Source organism: Rhodanobacter sp. UC4437_H4, from assembly GCF_052978425.1.
In genome coordinates this window covers 511,998-526,756 of record NZ_CM129673.1, presented here as the reverse complement: position 1 = coordinate 526,756, position 14,759 = coordinate 511,998, and the positions used below count along the sequence as shown (strand labels likewise).

General features: G+C 64.6%; 13 protein-coding genes. 6 read left to right on the top strand and 7 right to left on the bottom strand.

Features of this window, described 5'->3' with window-relative positions:
* Positions 1-92 precede the first annotated feature (92 nt).
* From ACVCL3_RS02685 to ACVCL3_RS02670, 4 genes are all read right to left on the bottom strand, one after another.
* Positions 93-2,141 carry an AAA family ATPase gene (locus ACVCL3_RS02685; RefSeq protein WP_447100352.1) on the bottom strand — a complete coding sequence of 683 codons (2,049 nt, stop codon included), beginning with the start codon at positions 2,139-2,141 and terminating at the stop codon, positions 93-95.
* Entirely contained in the window at positions 2,138-2,668 is a 531-nt protein-coding gene (locus ACVCL3_RS02680; RefSeq protein WP_447100351.1) for a hypothetical protein, read from the bottom strand. Before ACVCL3_RS02680 ends, ACVCL3_RS02685 begins: the two co-directional genes overlap by 4 nt.
* The gene (locus ACVCL3_RS02675; RefSeq protein WP_447100350.1) at positions 2,668-3,951 is read right to left on the bottom strand and encodes an SIR2 family protein; all 1,284 of its coding nucleotides are present in this window, start codon (positions 3,949-3,951) and stop codon (positions 2,668-2,670) included. Before ACVCL3_RS02675 ends, ACVCL3_RS02680 begins: the two co-directional genes overlap by 1 nt.
* Positions 3,952-4,158: 207 nt before the next feature.
* Positions 4,159-5,238, bottom strand: coding sequence for a site-specific integrase (locus ACVCL3_RS02670; protein WP_447100349.1), 1,080 nt, complete (start codon positions 5,236-5,238; stop codon positions 4,159-4,161).
* Positions 5,239-5,342: 104 nt separating this feature from the next.
* Between ACVCL3_RS02670 and ACVCL3_RS02665 the strand changes: the two genes are divergently transcribed.
* Positions 5,343-6,239, top strand: coding sequence for a DNA-binding protein (locus ACVCL3_RS02665; RefSeq protein ID WP_447100348.1), 897 nt, complete (start codon positions 5,343-5,345; stop codon positions 6,237-6,239).
* A gap of 392 nt (positions 6,240-6,631) precedes the next feature.
* Here ACVCL3_RS02665 and ACVCL3_RS02660 read toward each other — a convergent pair whose 3' ends face one another.
* Positions 6,632-6,826, bottom strand: coding sequence for a hypothetical protein (locus ACVCL3_RS02660; RefSeq protein WP_395118438.1), 195 nt, complete (start codon positions 6,824-6,826; stop codon positions 6,632-6,634).
* Positions 6,827-7,050: 224 nt separating this feature from the next.
* Between ACVCL3_RS02660 and ACVCL3_RS02655 the strand changes: the two genes are divergently transcribed.
* Both ACVCL3_RS02655 and ACVCL3_RS02650 read left to right on the top strand, forming a co-directional pair.
* Positions 7,051-7,527, top strand: a complete 477-nt coding sequence (locus tag ACVCL3_RS02655) for a hemerythrin domain-containing protein (RefSeq protein WP_447100347.1) — start codon at positions 7,051-7,053, stop codon at positions 7,525-7,527.
* Positions 7,528-7,639: 112 nt separating this feature from the next.
* A complete protein-coding gene (locus ACVCL3_RS02650; protein ID WP_447100346.1) occupies positions 7,640-8,014 on the top strand; it encodes a response regulator in 375 nt (124 codons plus the stop codon).
* Positions 8,015-8,028: 14 nt separating this feature from the next.
* Here ACVCL3_RS02650 and ACVCL3_RS02645 read toward each other — a convergent pair whose 3' ends face one another.
* The gene (locus tag ACVCL3_RS02645; RefSeq protein WP_447100345.1) at positions 8,029-10,827 is read right to left on the bottom strand and encodes a PAS domain S-box protein; all 2,799 of its coding nucleotides are present in this window, start codon (positions 10,825-10,827) and stop codon (positions 8,029-8,031) included.
* A 288-nt stretch (positions 10,828-11,115) separates the two neighbouring features.
* On the opposite strand from ACVCL3_RS02645, the gene ACVCL3_RS02640 reads away from it, so the two are divergent.
* Positions 11,116-12,075 carry a cation diffusion facilitator family transporter gene (locus tag ACVCL3_RS02640; protein WP_447100344.1) on the top strand — a complete coding sequence of 320 codons (960 nt, stop codon included), beginning with the start codon at positions 11,116-11,118 and terminating at the stop codon, positions 12,073-12,075.
* 387 nt (positions 12,076-12,462) lie between these two features.
* Here ACVCL3_RS02640 and ACVCL3_RS02635 read toward each other — a convergent pair whose 3' ends face one another.
* Positions 12,463-12,666, bottom strand: a complete 204-nt coding sequence (locus ACVCL3_RS02635; RefSeq protein ID WP_447098886.1) for a hypothetical protein — start codon at positions 12,664-12,666, stop codon at positions 12,463-12,465.
* 271 nt (positions 12,667-12,937) lie between these two features.
* Here ACVCL3_RS02635 and ACVCL3_RS02630 point away from each other — a divergent pair, with 271 nt between their 5' ends.
* Positions 12,938-14,092: a mechanosensitive ion channel family protein gene (locus ACVCL3_RS02630; RefSeq protein ID WP_447100343.1), complete on the top strand. Its 1,155-nt coding sequence runs from the start codon at positions 12,938-12,940 to the stop codon at positions 14,090-14,092.
* A gap of 90 nt (positions 14,093-14,182) precedes the next feature.
* Positions 14,183-14,728 carry a response regulator gene (locus ACVCL3_RS02625; RefSeq protein ID WP_447100342.1) on the top strand — a complete coding sequence of 182 codons (546 nt, stop codon included), beginning with the start codon at positions 14,183-14,185 and terminating at the stop codon, positions 14,726-14,728.
* Positions 14,729-14,759: the final 31 nt, after the last annotated feature.

Below are 14,759 nucleotides of genomic sequence, written 5' to 3'. Positions count from 1 at the left end.
CCAACCGATGGTATGGAGCGCCAAGTCGCTCCAAGGGCCGTGCGCTCGACGCTCATATGGTGCAGGAGGCTCGTTTAAAGCGCTTTTGGCTTTCATGCGGTGGCGACACCACGTAAAACACCGACTGGCATCGGATTGATCTCTTGCTCTGTCGCCACACTGGTTGCGCCGAGCGGTCCGAGGTCGATGTCAACACGCCGGCCTCCTTCAGTCGCGGTGCTCACTAGACGTCGGCAAAGTAGATCGGCGAGCGCGGGGTCCTCAACGGCACAGATGATCTGGCGCCCGTCTAGGCGAAGAGCGGCTAGTACTTCAACTAGGTGAAGTGCCCTGAAATCATCGATGTGCTGAATAGGGTCGTCGAGCAGCAGGGATTTGAGTGGTGTCCATGCCCGTGCGAGATGGACCGAGAGAAGGAAAGCGAGACCTGCAGCGCGACGCTGACCGCTGCTGAAGACAAATTGAGGGTTCAGGCCGTCTCCAACTTTAAGGCTCAAGAAGCGACGGACGTCGCCGCGAATGCTGTAATCGATTGTTCGCCAGTCGGCGTGCGGTCTCAGACGCTGATACAGTTCGTTGAGGAGTGGGCTGATCTGGGCGAGACGTTCGTCGATGATTTCGGCGCTCACACGCCTAACGGAGCGTTCAATTTCACGAGCCGCTACGACTGCACTTTGCGATTGGTTGACCGCCTGCGCCAGCTTCTCAATTTCAATTCGCAGTGCTGCAATGTTGCTTTCGATCGACGACATTCGCGTTACTGCTTGTGAGGCCTCCAGCACGAGTAGTGCATGCTCAAGGTCGATCAGCCGATCGCGTTCGGCAGCAATGGCTCGCTCCAGCCCCTCAGAATGATTAATGAAGCGATGCTCGAGGCCCCACTCATCGTAGAACTCGACATGCGCCTCTTCCTGCTTGCGCAGCCTGCGCAGATCGTCCGCATGAGTTTGAACCACGGCGGCGGCAGCATGGAGCGTGAGGTCGGATTGGCGCGCGTTCTCCTTTGCCGTGGCGAGTGCTTCGTAAGCGGCCTGAACGCCCGACGCTAGTGATGAAATCCTTCGCCGCGCAGCGGCCAGACCAGCAGCGAACTCGCCCGGCGTCCGATGGGCAGCGCACAGCGGGCAATGGTCTTCGTTCAGCCCGAGGCGCTCACCATGCTCGACGAGAAGACTCAGCGACACCGCGATCGCGTCCGTCTCTTCTTCGCGCGCAAGGCGTTGTTCGGCTTCTGAGACTGCTTGCTGGGCGGCCTGAAGCTCGCGCTGCGCTGCTTCGTGCGCCGCTGACGCTGCCTCTCGATCTGCAACAGCCTCCGGAGCGTTGTAGATCGCTTGCGCTAACGCGACCTCACGACCGAGTTGGAGCGCTTCACCCATTCGACCCAATCGTGCTCGTCCTTTAGCAAGTGCATCTCGCCCCGCAGTCAGTCGTGCCGTCAGCTCGGAAGGCGCATCTGGCATGGTGGCGCTGATTACTTGGAGCGCAGAGGACACATCGCCCGACCTGCTAAGGGCAGTTTGCGTCTCAGACTGTTCCTTCAGCTTGTACGCCAATTGTGTACGAGCAGCCTCATAAGCGACCTCGTCTTTAGAGTGTGCCGCTTCGGCGGCCGTCACAACCCCCTTGGCTCTGCTGCCTGCCTCCGAACCCTCTAAAGCACCGAGCGCCGACCGGACGAGGTCGAATCGCTCCGTTTCAGTGAGGTCCAGACTGAGCGCTGCGATCCACTCGTCACGAATGATTGATGTCCGGGTAAGCTGCCGAAGCGCGTCGTCTGGAGCAGGCCCGCGGCAAAGCGCGTCGTGGATTTCGTCCGCTGAGTGATCAGCGCCTGACTCGCGCGTGCGCGTGATGGTGAATGGCTTTCCGTTGCCGTCGAGGAACGAGACCGTGACGTAGTAGGCTTTCGGAACACCTTCGCCACGCCACCATAGATAATCGCGGAGGCTTTCGTTAGCCGCTTTCTCGACAGCATATTTCCCGATGGATCCGGTGATCGCGAACTCGACAGCGTCGCACAGTGTGCTCTTGCCCACGCCGTTTCGGCCTGTGATGACCGTGAAGCCCCGCCCGAAGTTGATCCGGATGATATCTCTGAATCCACGAAAGCCGCATACTTCGATGAAATCAAGCCTCATGATGTCGCCCCCAAGATGCGAGCGATTTCCGCCGGTGTCACCTCATTGAGGAACGCCGTAACGGCGTCCGGAGGAATGTCCTTCAATCTGGTGCGCAGTCTTGTTTCGAAATCAGATGCACCAAGCAGCGGCTTGGAACGTATAGACAGCAGCGGTAGCAGCGATCGCTCAACGTCATCGGCGGTAACGATGGAGGCCCTGGCGATCTTGCGGGTCAAAGAAAAATCCTCTTCGATGCGCTCGATTTCACGCCCTCGACGCACATCCCGATCCGGTGTCAAAAAAATCGAATAGACATTCCACGCTTTTGCTCCAGCGCCGCGAAAAGAAGCGGCGTGCCGAGCTAACGCGACTTGCTGGTTCTCCTTCCACGTGCTGAGGAGAGCATCTGCGGTGGCGAAGACATGGATGAATCCCATCAACGCAGCGTTTTCGAAACAAGTCACAGAGTTGGTCGAGCCAGCCCACGTCCAGGTTTCATACTGTGAATCGCGAAGGAGGATTTCAGCTTGTGTGAAGATGTCCATCAGATACCCAGTGCAGCTCTTGCCCCAGGGAGGTCGTACCATTCGCCTGCTGGGTCAGCGCGAATGATGTCGCCGGCCCGTCCGCTGCGTACGACGTTGCTTGGCACGCCTAAGTCGGTCGCACCCACTGCTACAACGATGTCAGACTGCTTCGTGGCAGGCGGCTCGACAAACTTCTGGCGTAGCGTACCGAGGATGAATTGTGCTCCGTTGAGGACGCGAATGCTCCGGCCGTTTAGATCGTAACCGTCGGCGCGTTGAACGGCTCCAGCCTGACGGAGCAGCAAGTGGAAGAAGCCAAGAGCTTCTGGATTTCCTGGGCGCAGGAGCTTAGCCGGCTCCACCGCCGGAACGCCTTCGGCATCCCGCCTCAAACCATACAGCGCCTCGCTATCGAAATTTCCGACGTTAAGCCAAGCTGGGTCGCACTGGACTCCAGTGGCTTCTTCAAAGGCAGCCCGTCCGGCGTCCAAGACCTGACGAAGGTAGCTCAATGAAAACGCTCGACGAAGCTCGTCTAGCGCCGCAGCTCCGGACTCTCGGACATGTTCGAACGTCACGTTTCGTGCGTGCGCTATCTGCCAGAGCTGCGGCGCCTTCTGCTCGAGTGCATCTGTGGATGACAGATCGACCACTGTTACGGACAGTGGCTGCACGTCGATCAGTGCTTCACCGATTACGGCGTTGAGGTATTCCCAGTCTGACCAGAAGCCGACGACCAGCAGGTCTTTTTGGCGAAGGTTGGCTGCCATCCAGACTTTGCTTCGCATGATGCGAGCCGAGATGATCGGATCGTCGAGCTGTGAAGGTGCCCAGACTGTGGCTCGCCGATCGCGATGGGAACAGCCATGGAATTTCAGCAAAGGGGCCTGACGAACGGAATCGGCGGTGGCTTCGTCTCCGTCGAGCGAGCCGCGGAAGTCCGCGCCATAGTCCCAGGCGCGCCTCTCGATCAACGTGTCGTAGTTGCTCGATATGCCAGCAACGGCGGCGCGTGTGATGAGGAAGTCTGCTATTGCAGCATGCCCAGCATTTGAAGGCCGCACGAACTCAGGCCAAGGCACGAGGTGTTCGATGAAGACCGACTGTAGGGTGTTGAGGCCCGCAAAGTGCTCGGCAAGGGCCTCCAAATTATCCCGAAGAGCGGGGTTACAGTTCGGATCGGATTCGAGACGATATTTGTCAAAGCACCGCTCGGCGACCACCCGGGCCGATGGCAGGCTGCTGGGCGGCGCCATCGATAGCCCTGCGCCGCAGACCACAAGAAGGCGGCCGGCGTTCATTGAGGCTAACAATCGAGCGATTGTCTCGGGTGTCAAGCAAGCACCCGCAGGGAACCAGCGCCACGAGTTGGTGGCTTCGCTACTAGGTGAGTTAGGTCGCCGAGATACCCAATCCTCAGGTGTAACCGAACCAGGTCGATCATCTTCAGATCCATGTTTTGCATCCTGTCTGCAATGCGCGGCTACAGCCTTTGCATATCCGATCCGTCATTTTAGAAGTCGTGCTGCCGGATTATCCTCTGCCGAACCTGCTTGGAAATACCCGATCACGCTCGCCACCGAGCGATGCTCGGTCATCGCCATGACCGCGGGCAAGGGTACGCCTTGCTTACCCGCCTCAGTGACGAAGCCCGAGCGCAGGCTATGCGCTCCGAAGTTGCCTTCCAGCCCTGCTAGCGCCGCCCGCCGCTTGACGATCGTCGCCACCGAGCCCGGGAGCAGGGCGGGGCCGACCCGTTCCTTCCAGATCCGCCGGAAGATCGCGCCCTCGCGAATCCCCGCCGCCTCCAGCCAGGCAGTGAGTGCCTGCGCGCTGCGCCCCAGGATCGGCTTGTCTGGCGTCGAATCCGCCTTCACCCCGGCCTGCTGGGTCTTCGAATACTCCAGCCTATATATATAGCCATCCTCGCCGACCTTGCGCAGGTCTCGCAGATCCGCGTCGGCAATCTCGCTGCGCCGGCGCCCGCCGCTGGCGAAGCCGAAGCAGAGTAGGGCGCGATCACGGAGGCCTTCCAGCGAATCGTCGCAGGTGGCCAGCATGGCTTCGAGCTCCTGGCGCGTAATGGCCGTCTTCTTGGTCGGCCGCTCGCCGCGCTTCACGGCCGAACGCTTGGCGCGGCTCAGCAGCGTGCGCACGCTGGGCAGTTCGCATGGATTGGCCAGCCGCTTGAGCTTGTGGGCCGTCGACAGCACCGCCACACGCTGGACCACGGTCGAGAGCTTGAGCGGCCCGAGCTTGGCCTTGAGGCCGGCAGCCACCAGCGCCGCATCGACGGCTGGCGGCAACTCGCTGACCAGGCCGGCCTTGTTCTTGCGCTGGATATGGTCGACCAGGAACTGGATGACTGCTGCCTCACTCATCGGCAGCGTCAGTTCAAGGCCGAAGCGGGCCTGGTGCCAGCCGGCCCAGTAACGCAGGGCCGCCGCGTAGCTGCGCGTGGTATTGGCCGCCGCGGCTTCGGCCAGCAATTCGCGCACAGCGTCGGCCGCCTGCTGGGCCAGCTGTTCCGGTAGCACCAGGCTAGCAGCGGGTGCGGTAAGGGCGAAAGATATGTTTTTATGCTTCATAATATGTAATGTATATTACGAAATAGAGCATCTACTGGCGATAATCATCACTTATCGTGAGTACGTCAAGGCTAGGGCAGGGCATCGATCGAGGAGACCGTTTCATGCCACGCGGAATCACTCAGGATCAGGTCAACGCCGCCGCCGACACGCTGGTCGCCGCCGGCGACAAACCCACCGTGGAAAAAGTGCGAGCCGCCTTGGGCACCGGCTCGCCGAACACGGTCACGCGCATGCTAGACACGTGGCGCGGCGGTTTGGCGGAACGGCTGCAGAACGTCCTGCAGCTCCCGGATCTCCCGCCCGAGGCAGGGCAGGCCATGACCGCGCTGTGGCAGTTAGCGGTAGCCCATGCCGAACGCCTCCTCCAAGCACGGCTGGCCGAAGACCGGGCCGCCCTTTCGGCGAGCGAAGCCCGTCTCCAAGAGGAACGAGCGCATTGGACGGCCACCTTGGCCGAGGCCGAGACCACGGTGGCCCAAGCGCGAACGCGCCAGGAGCTTGCCGAACATGCCTGCGCCAACCTGGACAGCCAGCTCTGCGACAGTCATGTCCTGCGGGAAGATCTGGTGCAGCAGCGGGATCGGTTGCAGGCGGTGGTCGACCGGCAAACGAGTGAACTCGAAGCGCTCCAGGCCGAGAAGACCGCCCGCCTTGCTGCTACGGATCAGGAACGCGAGCGTACCGCGGTACACATCAGAGCCACTGAGGACCGGGCGCACCAGGAAGTGGATCGCGCCCGGCAAGAAACCAAGCAGTGGCAGCAGCGCCACGAAGCGACTGAGCGGAGCTATCGTGAGGCGGTTCAAGCCCTTGAGGCACGTTGCGAGGCGTCCCACCGGCAACTGCAGACAGCCGAGAAGGAGGTGGCGCGCCTGTCAGGAAAAGCCGCCGCACTCGAAACCTCGCTCGCCAAAGCCAGCGCCCGTCCCAGAGCGAAGCACACCCCTCGATCGGTTGGATCGTCGAAGGCTGCCAAGGCTAAGAAATCAACAAAGTGAGTCAATAGCTCACTGACTACAATGTCGGATAAATCCCGATAGTGCAGAGAACCGATGGTTTGGCTGCACTAAAGCGCTGGCTCCAGCGCAATTAACCCCAGGGGAATGCATTTATCTGCTGGGCCTGCAGAGTCGATGCCTCGATGATGTATTCTATATTTTACATAATATACATTATGCGAAATTAAAGATAGAAGGCGACAGCCTCCACGGCAACCTTCCTCCAGCGGCGCATCGACCCTCTCCGCCACTGCCTCGCCAGGTGCCAATCAGCTTCTTCCGGACGTTGGAAGAGCCGTCGTCTTCAAAGGACATCGTTCTTGCCTGGTCGAGGTGTTCGACTTGGGCCATGCGCAGTTGTGCGCGTACTCCGTTGTCGGCGATGTTCTCACTCAATCCGGTTCCGGCGGTTTGGACGGGATGAACGGCGAGACAGGATCGCTGGCCGGAAAGGTTTCCTCCAGTGCCTCGTCCTGGTTCTCGCTTTCCTTCTTCTTGCGTTGCCGCCGCGTTTCGGGAGTCTCCGGTGGCTCCCTGTCGTTCTTGCGCCCGGGATGTTGCCGGTCTTTGCGGTCGTGGGTTGCCATGCCTGCTGCTCGTGTGTGGAGGGAACGATGGCAGCCTGCGTTTTGCCGGGTGAAGCCTCGGTGTGGCCGGCGTGCACGCGCGGTCGCGGGTCCCGCTACCGATGGCCGGACCAGGCCCGATTCGCTGCGATGGCGTGATGATGGCCGGGCCTTCGCGGGACACCGGATTCACGCCTGGGATGGAATGCTCGCCACTCCCTCCCCCGCCAGAACCGGAGCGCCCCGTGGATGCCATCCAACTGCTGAAAGCCGATCACAAGAAGGTCAAGGAACGGCTCGCCGAGCTTGCGAAAACGACCACCCGCGCCGCGAAGACACGCAGCGAGCTGCTCGCACAAATCCGCGTCGACCTGGAGGTCCATACCACGATCGAGGAAGAGATCTTCTATCCCGCCTTCAGGAAGGCCGGTACGAAGGACGATGCAAAGATGTACTTCGAGGCGCTGGAGGAGCATCGCGCCGCCGGCGATCTGGTGCTCCCAGACCTGCTCGACACCGACGTCGGCAGCGAGCAGTTCTCCGGCCGCGCCAAGGTGTTGCGCGAACTGGTCGAACACCACGTCAAGGAGGAAGAGGAGGAGATGTTCAAGGAGGCGAAGAAGCTGCTTTCGGCCGCCGAGCTCAAGGCACTGGGCGCACGCATGGAACAGCGCAAGGTCGAACTGGCCAAGCAAGTCGGTGGCTCGCGCGGCAAGGCTTGAACCGCGAACGCAACGGGGAAAGACGGACACCCCGGACGGCGATCCCAAACCGCCGTCGGCGGCCTACAATGCGACTTTGACGGGCGCCAGGGTCACGGAAATGGAAGCGGAAATGGAAGACTGCAAGCGCGTGCTGGTGGTCGAAGACGACCCCGTGGTGGCCATGGTGATGGAAGACATGCTGCGGGCGATGGGCCTGGAGGTGCTGGTCGACCTCAATCTGGTCGACGCGCTCAACGACGTCGAGGCCAGCCGGCTCGATGCGGCGATGATCGACGTGGGCTTGCGCGGCGAGAATGCGTGGCCGGTGATGGCCGCCTTGCAGAAGCGCAACGTCCCGTTTGCAGTGATGTCCGGTGGCGACCTCAGCGGGTTGGCGCAGGAGTTTCCGCGGGTTCGCATGGTGAACAAGCCGGTGTCGGTGGATACGCTGCAGCAGATCGTGCGCGAGCTGCTGGCTTCGCCGCCCGCTTCGGCGGGCGGTTGAGCAACCCGACCGGCTCAGTTCGCGTCGTCGCCGTCCGCGACATCGCCCAGCATCCGCTGCAACCGCTCGGTCAGCGCGCTCACCGTGAACGGCTTGGTGATCAGCTCCATGCCGGCGGCGAAACCCTTGCTTGAGGCCGCGTCGGCGGCATAGCCCGTCATCAGCAGTACTTTCAGTTCGGGCTGGCGCGCGCGCAGCGTGTCGGCCAGCGAGCGGCCGCTCATGCCCGGCAGGCTGATGTCGGAGATCAGCATGTGCAAGTGGCCGTGCGATTCCAACGCGGCGAGGGCGGCATCGGCGTCCGGCGCCTCCAGCACCGCGTAGCCCAGCTGGTGCAGTACCTCTACCACCACCTGGCGCACCACCTGTTCGTCTTCCACCACCAGCACCACTTCGCCGTTCGACGGGCGCGGGGTGGCCTCGGCCTGATCGTGCCCTGGGCGCGCCAGCTCGACATGGCGCGGCAGATAGAGCTTGATCGAGGTGCCCTCTCCCGCCGCGCTGCGGATGTCGCAATAGCCGTTCGACTGCCGTGCGAAACCATAGACCATCGACAGGCCCAGGCCGGTGCCCCGCCCGGTCGGCTTGGTGGTGAAGAACGGCTCGAAGGCATGCTCCAGCACCTCCGGGGCCATGCCGGTGCCGTTGTCGACGACCTCGATGCAGATGTATTGCCCGCTGTCCGCCTCCAGCCAGTTGCCGCTCTCGATCGAGCCCGCGTCCAGGTTGCTCGAACGGATCAGCAGGTCGCCGCCGTCGGGCATCGCGTCGCGCGCGTTGATGGTCAGGTTCAGCAAGGCGCTTTCCAGCTGGTTCGGATCGCACAGGGTCAACCACAAGTCGTCCGCCAGCTCGAAGCGCAGCGTCACCGCCTCGCCGAGCGTGCGCTGCAGCAGTTCTTCCATCGACGCGATCAACGGGTTGGCCGCCACCGGACGCGGGTCCAGCGGCTGGCGGCGAGAGAAGGCCAGCAGGCGATGCGTCGTCGCCGCGGCGCGATTGGCCGAGTTGAGCGCGCCCTGGACGAAACGCTGCAACGTGGCGGCGTCGCCCGAGCTGGCGTGCAGCTGGATCAGATCCAGTGAACCGATGATGCCTTGCAGCAGGTTGTTGAAGTCGTGGGCCAGGCCGCCGGTGAGCTGGCCGACTGCTTCCATCTTCTGCGCCTGGCGCAGTTGCGCTTCGATCCGGATCTTTTCGCTGAGGTCGCGGATGAATACGTTGGTACGCGATTCGCCGTGCAAGGACAGGCTGCTGACGCTCAGTTCCACCGGGATCGTTTCGCCCACGCGGTTGACCATCTCGCTCTGCCGTGTCGCCCCGCGCCTGGCGCCCCGCGCCGGGCTGGGTTCGAGGTCGGCCAACAGTCGCTCGGGATGACCGGGCGGACCGACCAGGGTCGCCAGCGGCTTGCCGCGGGCCTCCGCGCGCGACCAGCCGAACATTGCCTCGGCCTGCGGGTTCCAGCGCACGATGCGGCCGGCGCCATCGAGCTGGGCAAAACCGTCCAGCGCGGAGTCGATGATGCCGCGTGCCAGTTGGTCGCTCTCGGCCAGCGCCGTCTCGGCCTGCCGGCGCCGCGAGATGTCGCGGGTGATCTTGGCGTAGCCGACCAGCACGCCATCGTCGTATATCGGGTCGATCACCACGCTGGCCCAGAAGCGGCTGCCGTCCTTGCGCACCCGCCATCCCTCGGCCACGTAATGGCCTTCCCGCCTGGCCGTTTCCAGCGCCGTCTGTGGCGTGCCGCGACTGCGTTCTTCCGGCGGATAGAAGCACGAGAAATGCTGGCCGATGATCTCCTCGGCGCGGTAGCCCTTGATGCGCTCCGCGCCGGTGTTCCAGTTGGTGATGATGCCGCGCGGGTCCAGCATGAAGATCGCGTAGTCGGTCACGTTGGACACCAGCAGCTGGAAATACCGTTCGCTGCGGCTCACGCCCGCCATGCCGGCTTCCGCGACGCGGGTGCGCTCGGCCATCCGTCGCTTCAGGTGGCTGTTCAGATCCTTGCTGGCCTGCCCGGCCTCACGCGGATCGGGGATGTCCACCAGCATGTTCACCGCGCCGGTCAGCACGCCCCCGTCGAACAACGGCGTGGAATAGGCGGCGAACGCGATCCGCCGGCCATCGGCCCGTTGTGCCAAGGCGATGTCGCCGTGAATCGCCCGCGCTTCGCGCACCGCCCGCGCCATCGCGCACTGCTCGTGCGGCAGCGGCGCGCCATCGGCCTGGAACAGTCGCGCAAACAGACACCATTTCTCGCCCGGCATCGGGCGCCGCCCGGCCAGCTCCACGGCCGCTTCATTGAAGAAGGTGATGGCGCCTCCGGCATCGGTGCCATGCACGGCGATCGGCAAGGCCTGCAGCAACTGCTGCGAGAGGCGACCGCGCTCCGCCGTGGCGCGCTGGCGCGAGTTCTGTTCCTTGACGTCGATGGTGATGCAGCGCGAGTGCACGAACTGGCCTCGCTCGAAGCGTCCACTGGAGCTGATCTGCACCTGGCGCACCCGGCCGTCACCGCCGATCAGCCGCGCCGGCCGCTTGTCCACCGATTCGCCGGCGCGCACCCGCGCGAGCAGCGCGCACAGGTTGTCGTCGTCGGCATCGAAATCGGCCAGGTTGTGGCCCACATACTCGTCGCGGCGATAGCCCAGCAGGTCCAGCTCGGCCTGGTTGGCACGCAGGATCGTGCCGTCGGCCGCGACCAGCCGCATGCCCACCGCGGCATGTTCGAAAAAATCCTCCGCGTCGCTCATCCCCTTCCTGTCGCCGCCGTGCCCGGCCGCATGGGGTGGTGAGGTGGAATCTGCCATGCAACGCATCCCGTCCCGATTCGAAAGCAGCCTGTCCCGTCAGGAAGAAACCCCGCGTGCGACGGCATGGTTCACGACCGTCTCACGGCGCCATCCCCAGTCTGTGGCGCGATCACTATGCACCGCCCCCGCGGGCGTTGCCAGCCACGCCAGCCAGGACGACCGCCCGCACAGCCCACGCCAATGTCAGAACAACGCACCATCGTCACCACGCACCGGCACGCATCCGTGCTCGCCACGCGCCTGGCTGGCAACCGCAACCGCGTATCGGGCATGGCGAGCTGAGTCATGGCCTCCGCTTCGCACAAGGTGGTCTACGTCGCGCTGGGCGGCAACCTGATGATCGCGATCGCCAAGTTCGTGGCGGCCGGGCTGTCCGGCAGCTCGGCAATGCTGAGCGAGGGCGTGCACTCGCTGGTGGACACGGTGAACGAAGTGCTGCTGTTGTACGGCTTGCATCGCGCCGGCATGCCGCCGGATCGCAGCCATCCGTTCGGCTATGGCCGCGAGCTGTATTTCTGGAGTTTCATCGTGGCGCTGCTGGTGCTGGCGGCAGGCGCAGGCGTGTCGTTCTACGAAGGCGTGATGCACATCCGCGAACCGGAGGCGATCAAGCGGCCGTGGATCAACTACGCGGTGCTTGGCGTGTCGTTCCTGTTCGAAGGCACTTCGTGGCTGGTGGCGCTGCGCGAGTTCCGCGCGCGCAAGGGCAAGCTGGGCTACTTCGAGGCGTTCCGGCTGAGCAAGGACCCCAGCACCTTCACCGTCCTGCTGGAAGACAGCGCGGCCCTGCTTGGCCTGCTGATCGCGCTGGCCGGCGTGGTGGGTGCGCAGGCCTTCGACGAGCCTGCACTCGATGGCGTCGCCTCGCTCGGTATCGCCGGTGTGCTGGCCTCGTTTGCCCTGCTGCTGGCGCGCGAGACCAAGGGCCTGCTGATCGGCGAACCGGCGCACCCGAGGGTGAGCGGTTCGATCCTGGCGATCGCCGCCGCGGACCCCGGCGTGCATGCCGCCAACGGCGTGCTGACCGTGCAGATGGGACCGAACCAGGTGGTGGCCACGCTGAGCGCCGAGTTCGAGGATGCACTGACCACGCCGCAGATCGAGGCGTGCATCAACCGCATCGAGGCGCAGGCCAAGACGATCCATCCCGAACTGCTGTCGCTGTTCATCAAACCGCAGACAGCCGAAACCTGGCGTGAGCGGCGCCGGTACGTCGAGGCCGCGGGTGACCAGCTGACCTCGTGAGCTGCCGCACGCGGCTGCCCGAAGCGGCGGTAGAACGGGCGCTGCACGCGGCCGGCCTGGAGGATGAAGCCACCGTGGTCACCGCGCGGCTCGAACCCAGCTGATCCGCGGCGGGAGGCCGTGAGCGCCGTGCGGCGCCCAGTTCGACCACGTTGACCAGATTGCCCGCCTCGTCCCACAGCGCCTGGTCGTCCTGCCAGACCCGCCAGCCCAGCTCGCACGCGGCGCAGCCGCAATCGCCGTGGCACTCGCCGCAACGTTCGGTGCAGGTGCAAGCGGCCCGCCGGCGCACGTCGACCGCGCCATTCAATCGCAGGTAGCCATCCGGCGGCCAGCGACGGATGCCCTCGCGCGTCGGCAGCTCCGGTGGCGGGGATGGGGCGGCGTTCACCTGCACGGCCTTGCCGCCGACGGCCGGTCGCGCCCGGGGGGCGGCTGCGACGGCGGCAGCTCGGGTTCGTTCGGCGTGGGCTGCGGTTCCGTGGGATCGGGGAACGGCGGCGGCGCGGGATCGGGCGGCTGGTATTCGGGATCGCCGGCGGATGATGGCGGGACGCTGGACAGCATGATCGGCAGGGAGTGCGATGGCATGAGCGGTCTCCTCGGGACGTGGCTCGATCCTCGCCGTTTCCGCGCCGATTTCCCGTGAGATTCGCGCGACGCGATCGTGAGCAAGTTTCGCCGAAGAAGTGACGCTTGCTGTTGACTCGCCAGGAGCGATCCCACCCCAGCCCTCCCCTGCGCGCAAGGGTACGAGCGCTGCATCAAGGGCCTTCGCCGGGGCGCCATCGCTGGAAGCTCGAGGGCATGGCCCGGCCGCATGCCCACGCGATGTCGACACCGCGCCGTGCAGGCTGGGTGCATGGCCGATATCTTCACCGTGTGGTGGCAGTTGTGGCAGCAGCATGTCGCGGTGCGGCTGGGCGTGACCGTGGTGGCCGGTTTGTTGCTGGCGCTGGTGCTGCGTGTCGCGATCCACGCCGTGCTGCGGCGGCTCGCGGGCGATCGCCCGGTGATCGCCGACCTGATGCAGCGCGCCCACGCGCCGCTGCAGTGGCTGCTGCCCTTGCTCTCGCTTTTGCTGGTGCTGCGCTATGGCCCCGCACTGGACTCGGCACCGATGGCACTGGTCGAGCATCTGTTGCTGATCGGTTTGCTGGCTGCCGGCACCTGGCTGGTGGTGCGTTGCGTCGGCGCGTTCGAGGGCGCCGCGGTGCGGCGCTATCCGATGGATGCCGCGGACAACCTGCAGGCTCGTCGCGTGGTCACCCAGGTGCGCGTGCTGGCGCGCACTGCCGACGTGGTGGTGATCGTGCTGGGCACGGCGATCATCCTGCTCACCATTCCCGGCGTGCGCCAGCTCGGCGCCAGCCTGCTCGCCTCCGCCGGCGTGGCCGGGCTGGCGATAGGACTGGCGGCGCGGCCGGTGCTGAGCAACCTTATCGCCGGCCTGCAGATTGCGCTGACCCAGCCCATCCGTCTCGACGACGTGGTGATCATCGAAGGCGAATGGGGCCGCATCGAGGAGATCGCCGGAAGTTACGTGGTGGTGCGCATCTGGGACGAGCGCCGGCTGGTGGTGCCGCTCAACTGGTTCATCGAGCATCCATTCCAGAACTGGACGCGCCGCAGTTCGCAGCTGATCGGCACCGTGTTCCTGATGCTGGATTTCCGCACGCCACTGGCGCCGCTGCGCGAGGAGTTCAAGCGCCTGTGCGAGGCCTCGGAGCAGTGGGATCGTCGCGTATGCGTGCTGCAGGTCACCGACGCCACCGAGAAGACGATGCAACTGCGCATGCTGGTGAGCTCCACCGATTCGGGCCGCAACTTCGACCTGCGTTGCCAGGTGCGCGAGGGACTGATCGCCTTCGTTCAGGCGCACTACCCGCACGCGCTGCCACGCTGGCGCGGCGAGCTGGATCGTGGCCAAGAATCCGCCGCGCCGATGCCGCCGGCGCCGGCACCGCAGCGCGCGCCGTCGGCCGAAGACGGCGGCCCCGAGCGTCGCGCCAGCTGAACGGCAGCCGACGTTCTGCGACGTCTTTCACGGCGTGCGGACCAGGCCGATGCCAAGGTCACGACGACGCCGACGACGGGAGTCACGCGCATGTTTCCCAAACGGGTGCTGCTGGTGGAGGACGACCCCGATACCCGCGAGATCACCGCACTGCTGCTGCAGCACGCAGGCTACACGGTGATCGTGGCGCACGACATCGCCAGCGGCGTGGCGGAGTCGGAAGCACGGCAGGATTTCGGCGTGATCGTGACGGACATGTATCTGGGCCGCGGCCAGACCGGCATCTCGCTGATTCGCAGCCTGCGGGACAGCGGCTCGCGCACCCCGATCGTGCTCACCTCCGCGCACGAGGAAGCATCCATCGCCGCCCGCGACATGAAGGTGCTGTTCCTGCCCAGCCCAAGCCGTACGGCCGGCAGGCCCTGCTGTCGGTGGTGGCTATGGCGCGCGTGTGTGGCGTCTGAACGATGCTGCCGTCTCATCGCTGCGGCACGACAGTGTCACGCCCGCTTGCCGCACCGCGCGGTCTGCCGGGAGCTCGCCCGTGGCCCGGGAGATTGCGCCTGTCCCATCGGAATCGACCCGCGCACGGCGGCAGCGCCCGGTATCGGCACGCACGCGGAGCGGAGCAAGTGAATGGTCGCCGCCGACAGCCCCGGTTGCTCCC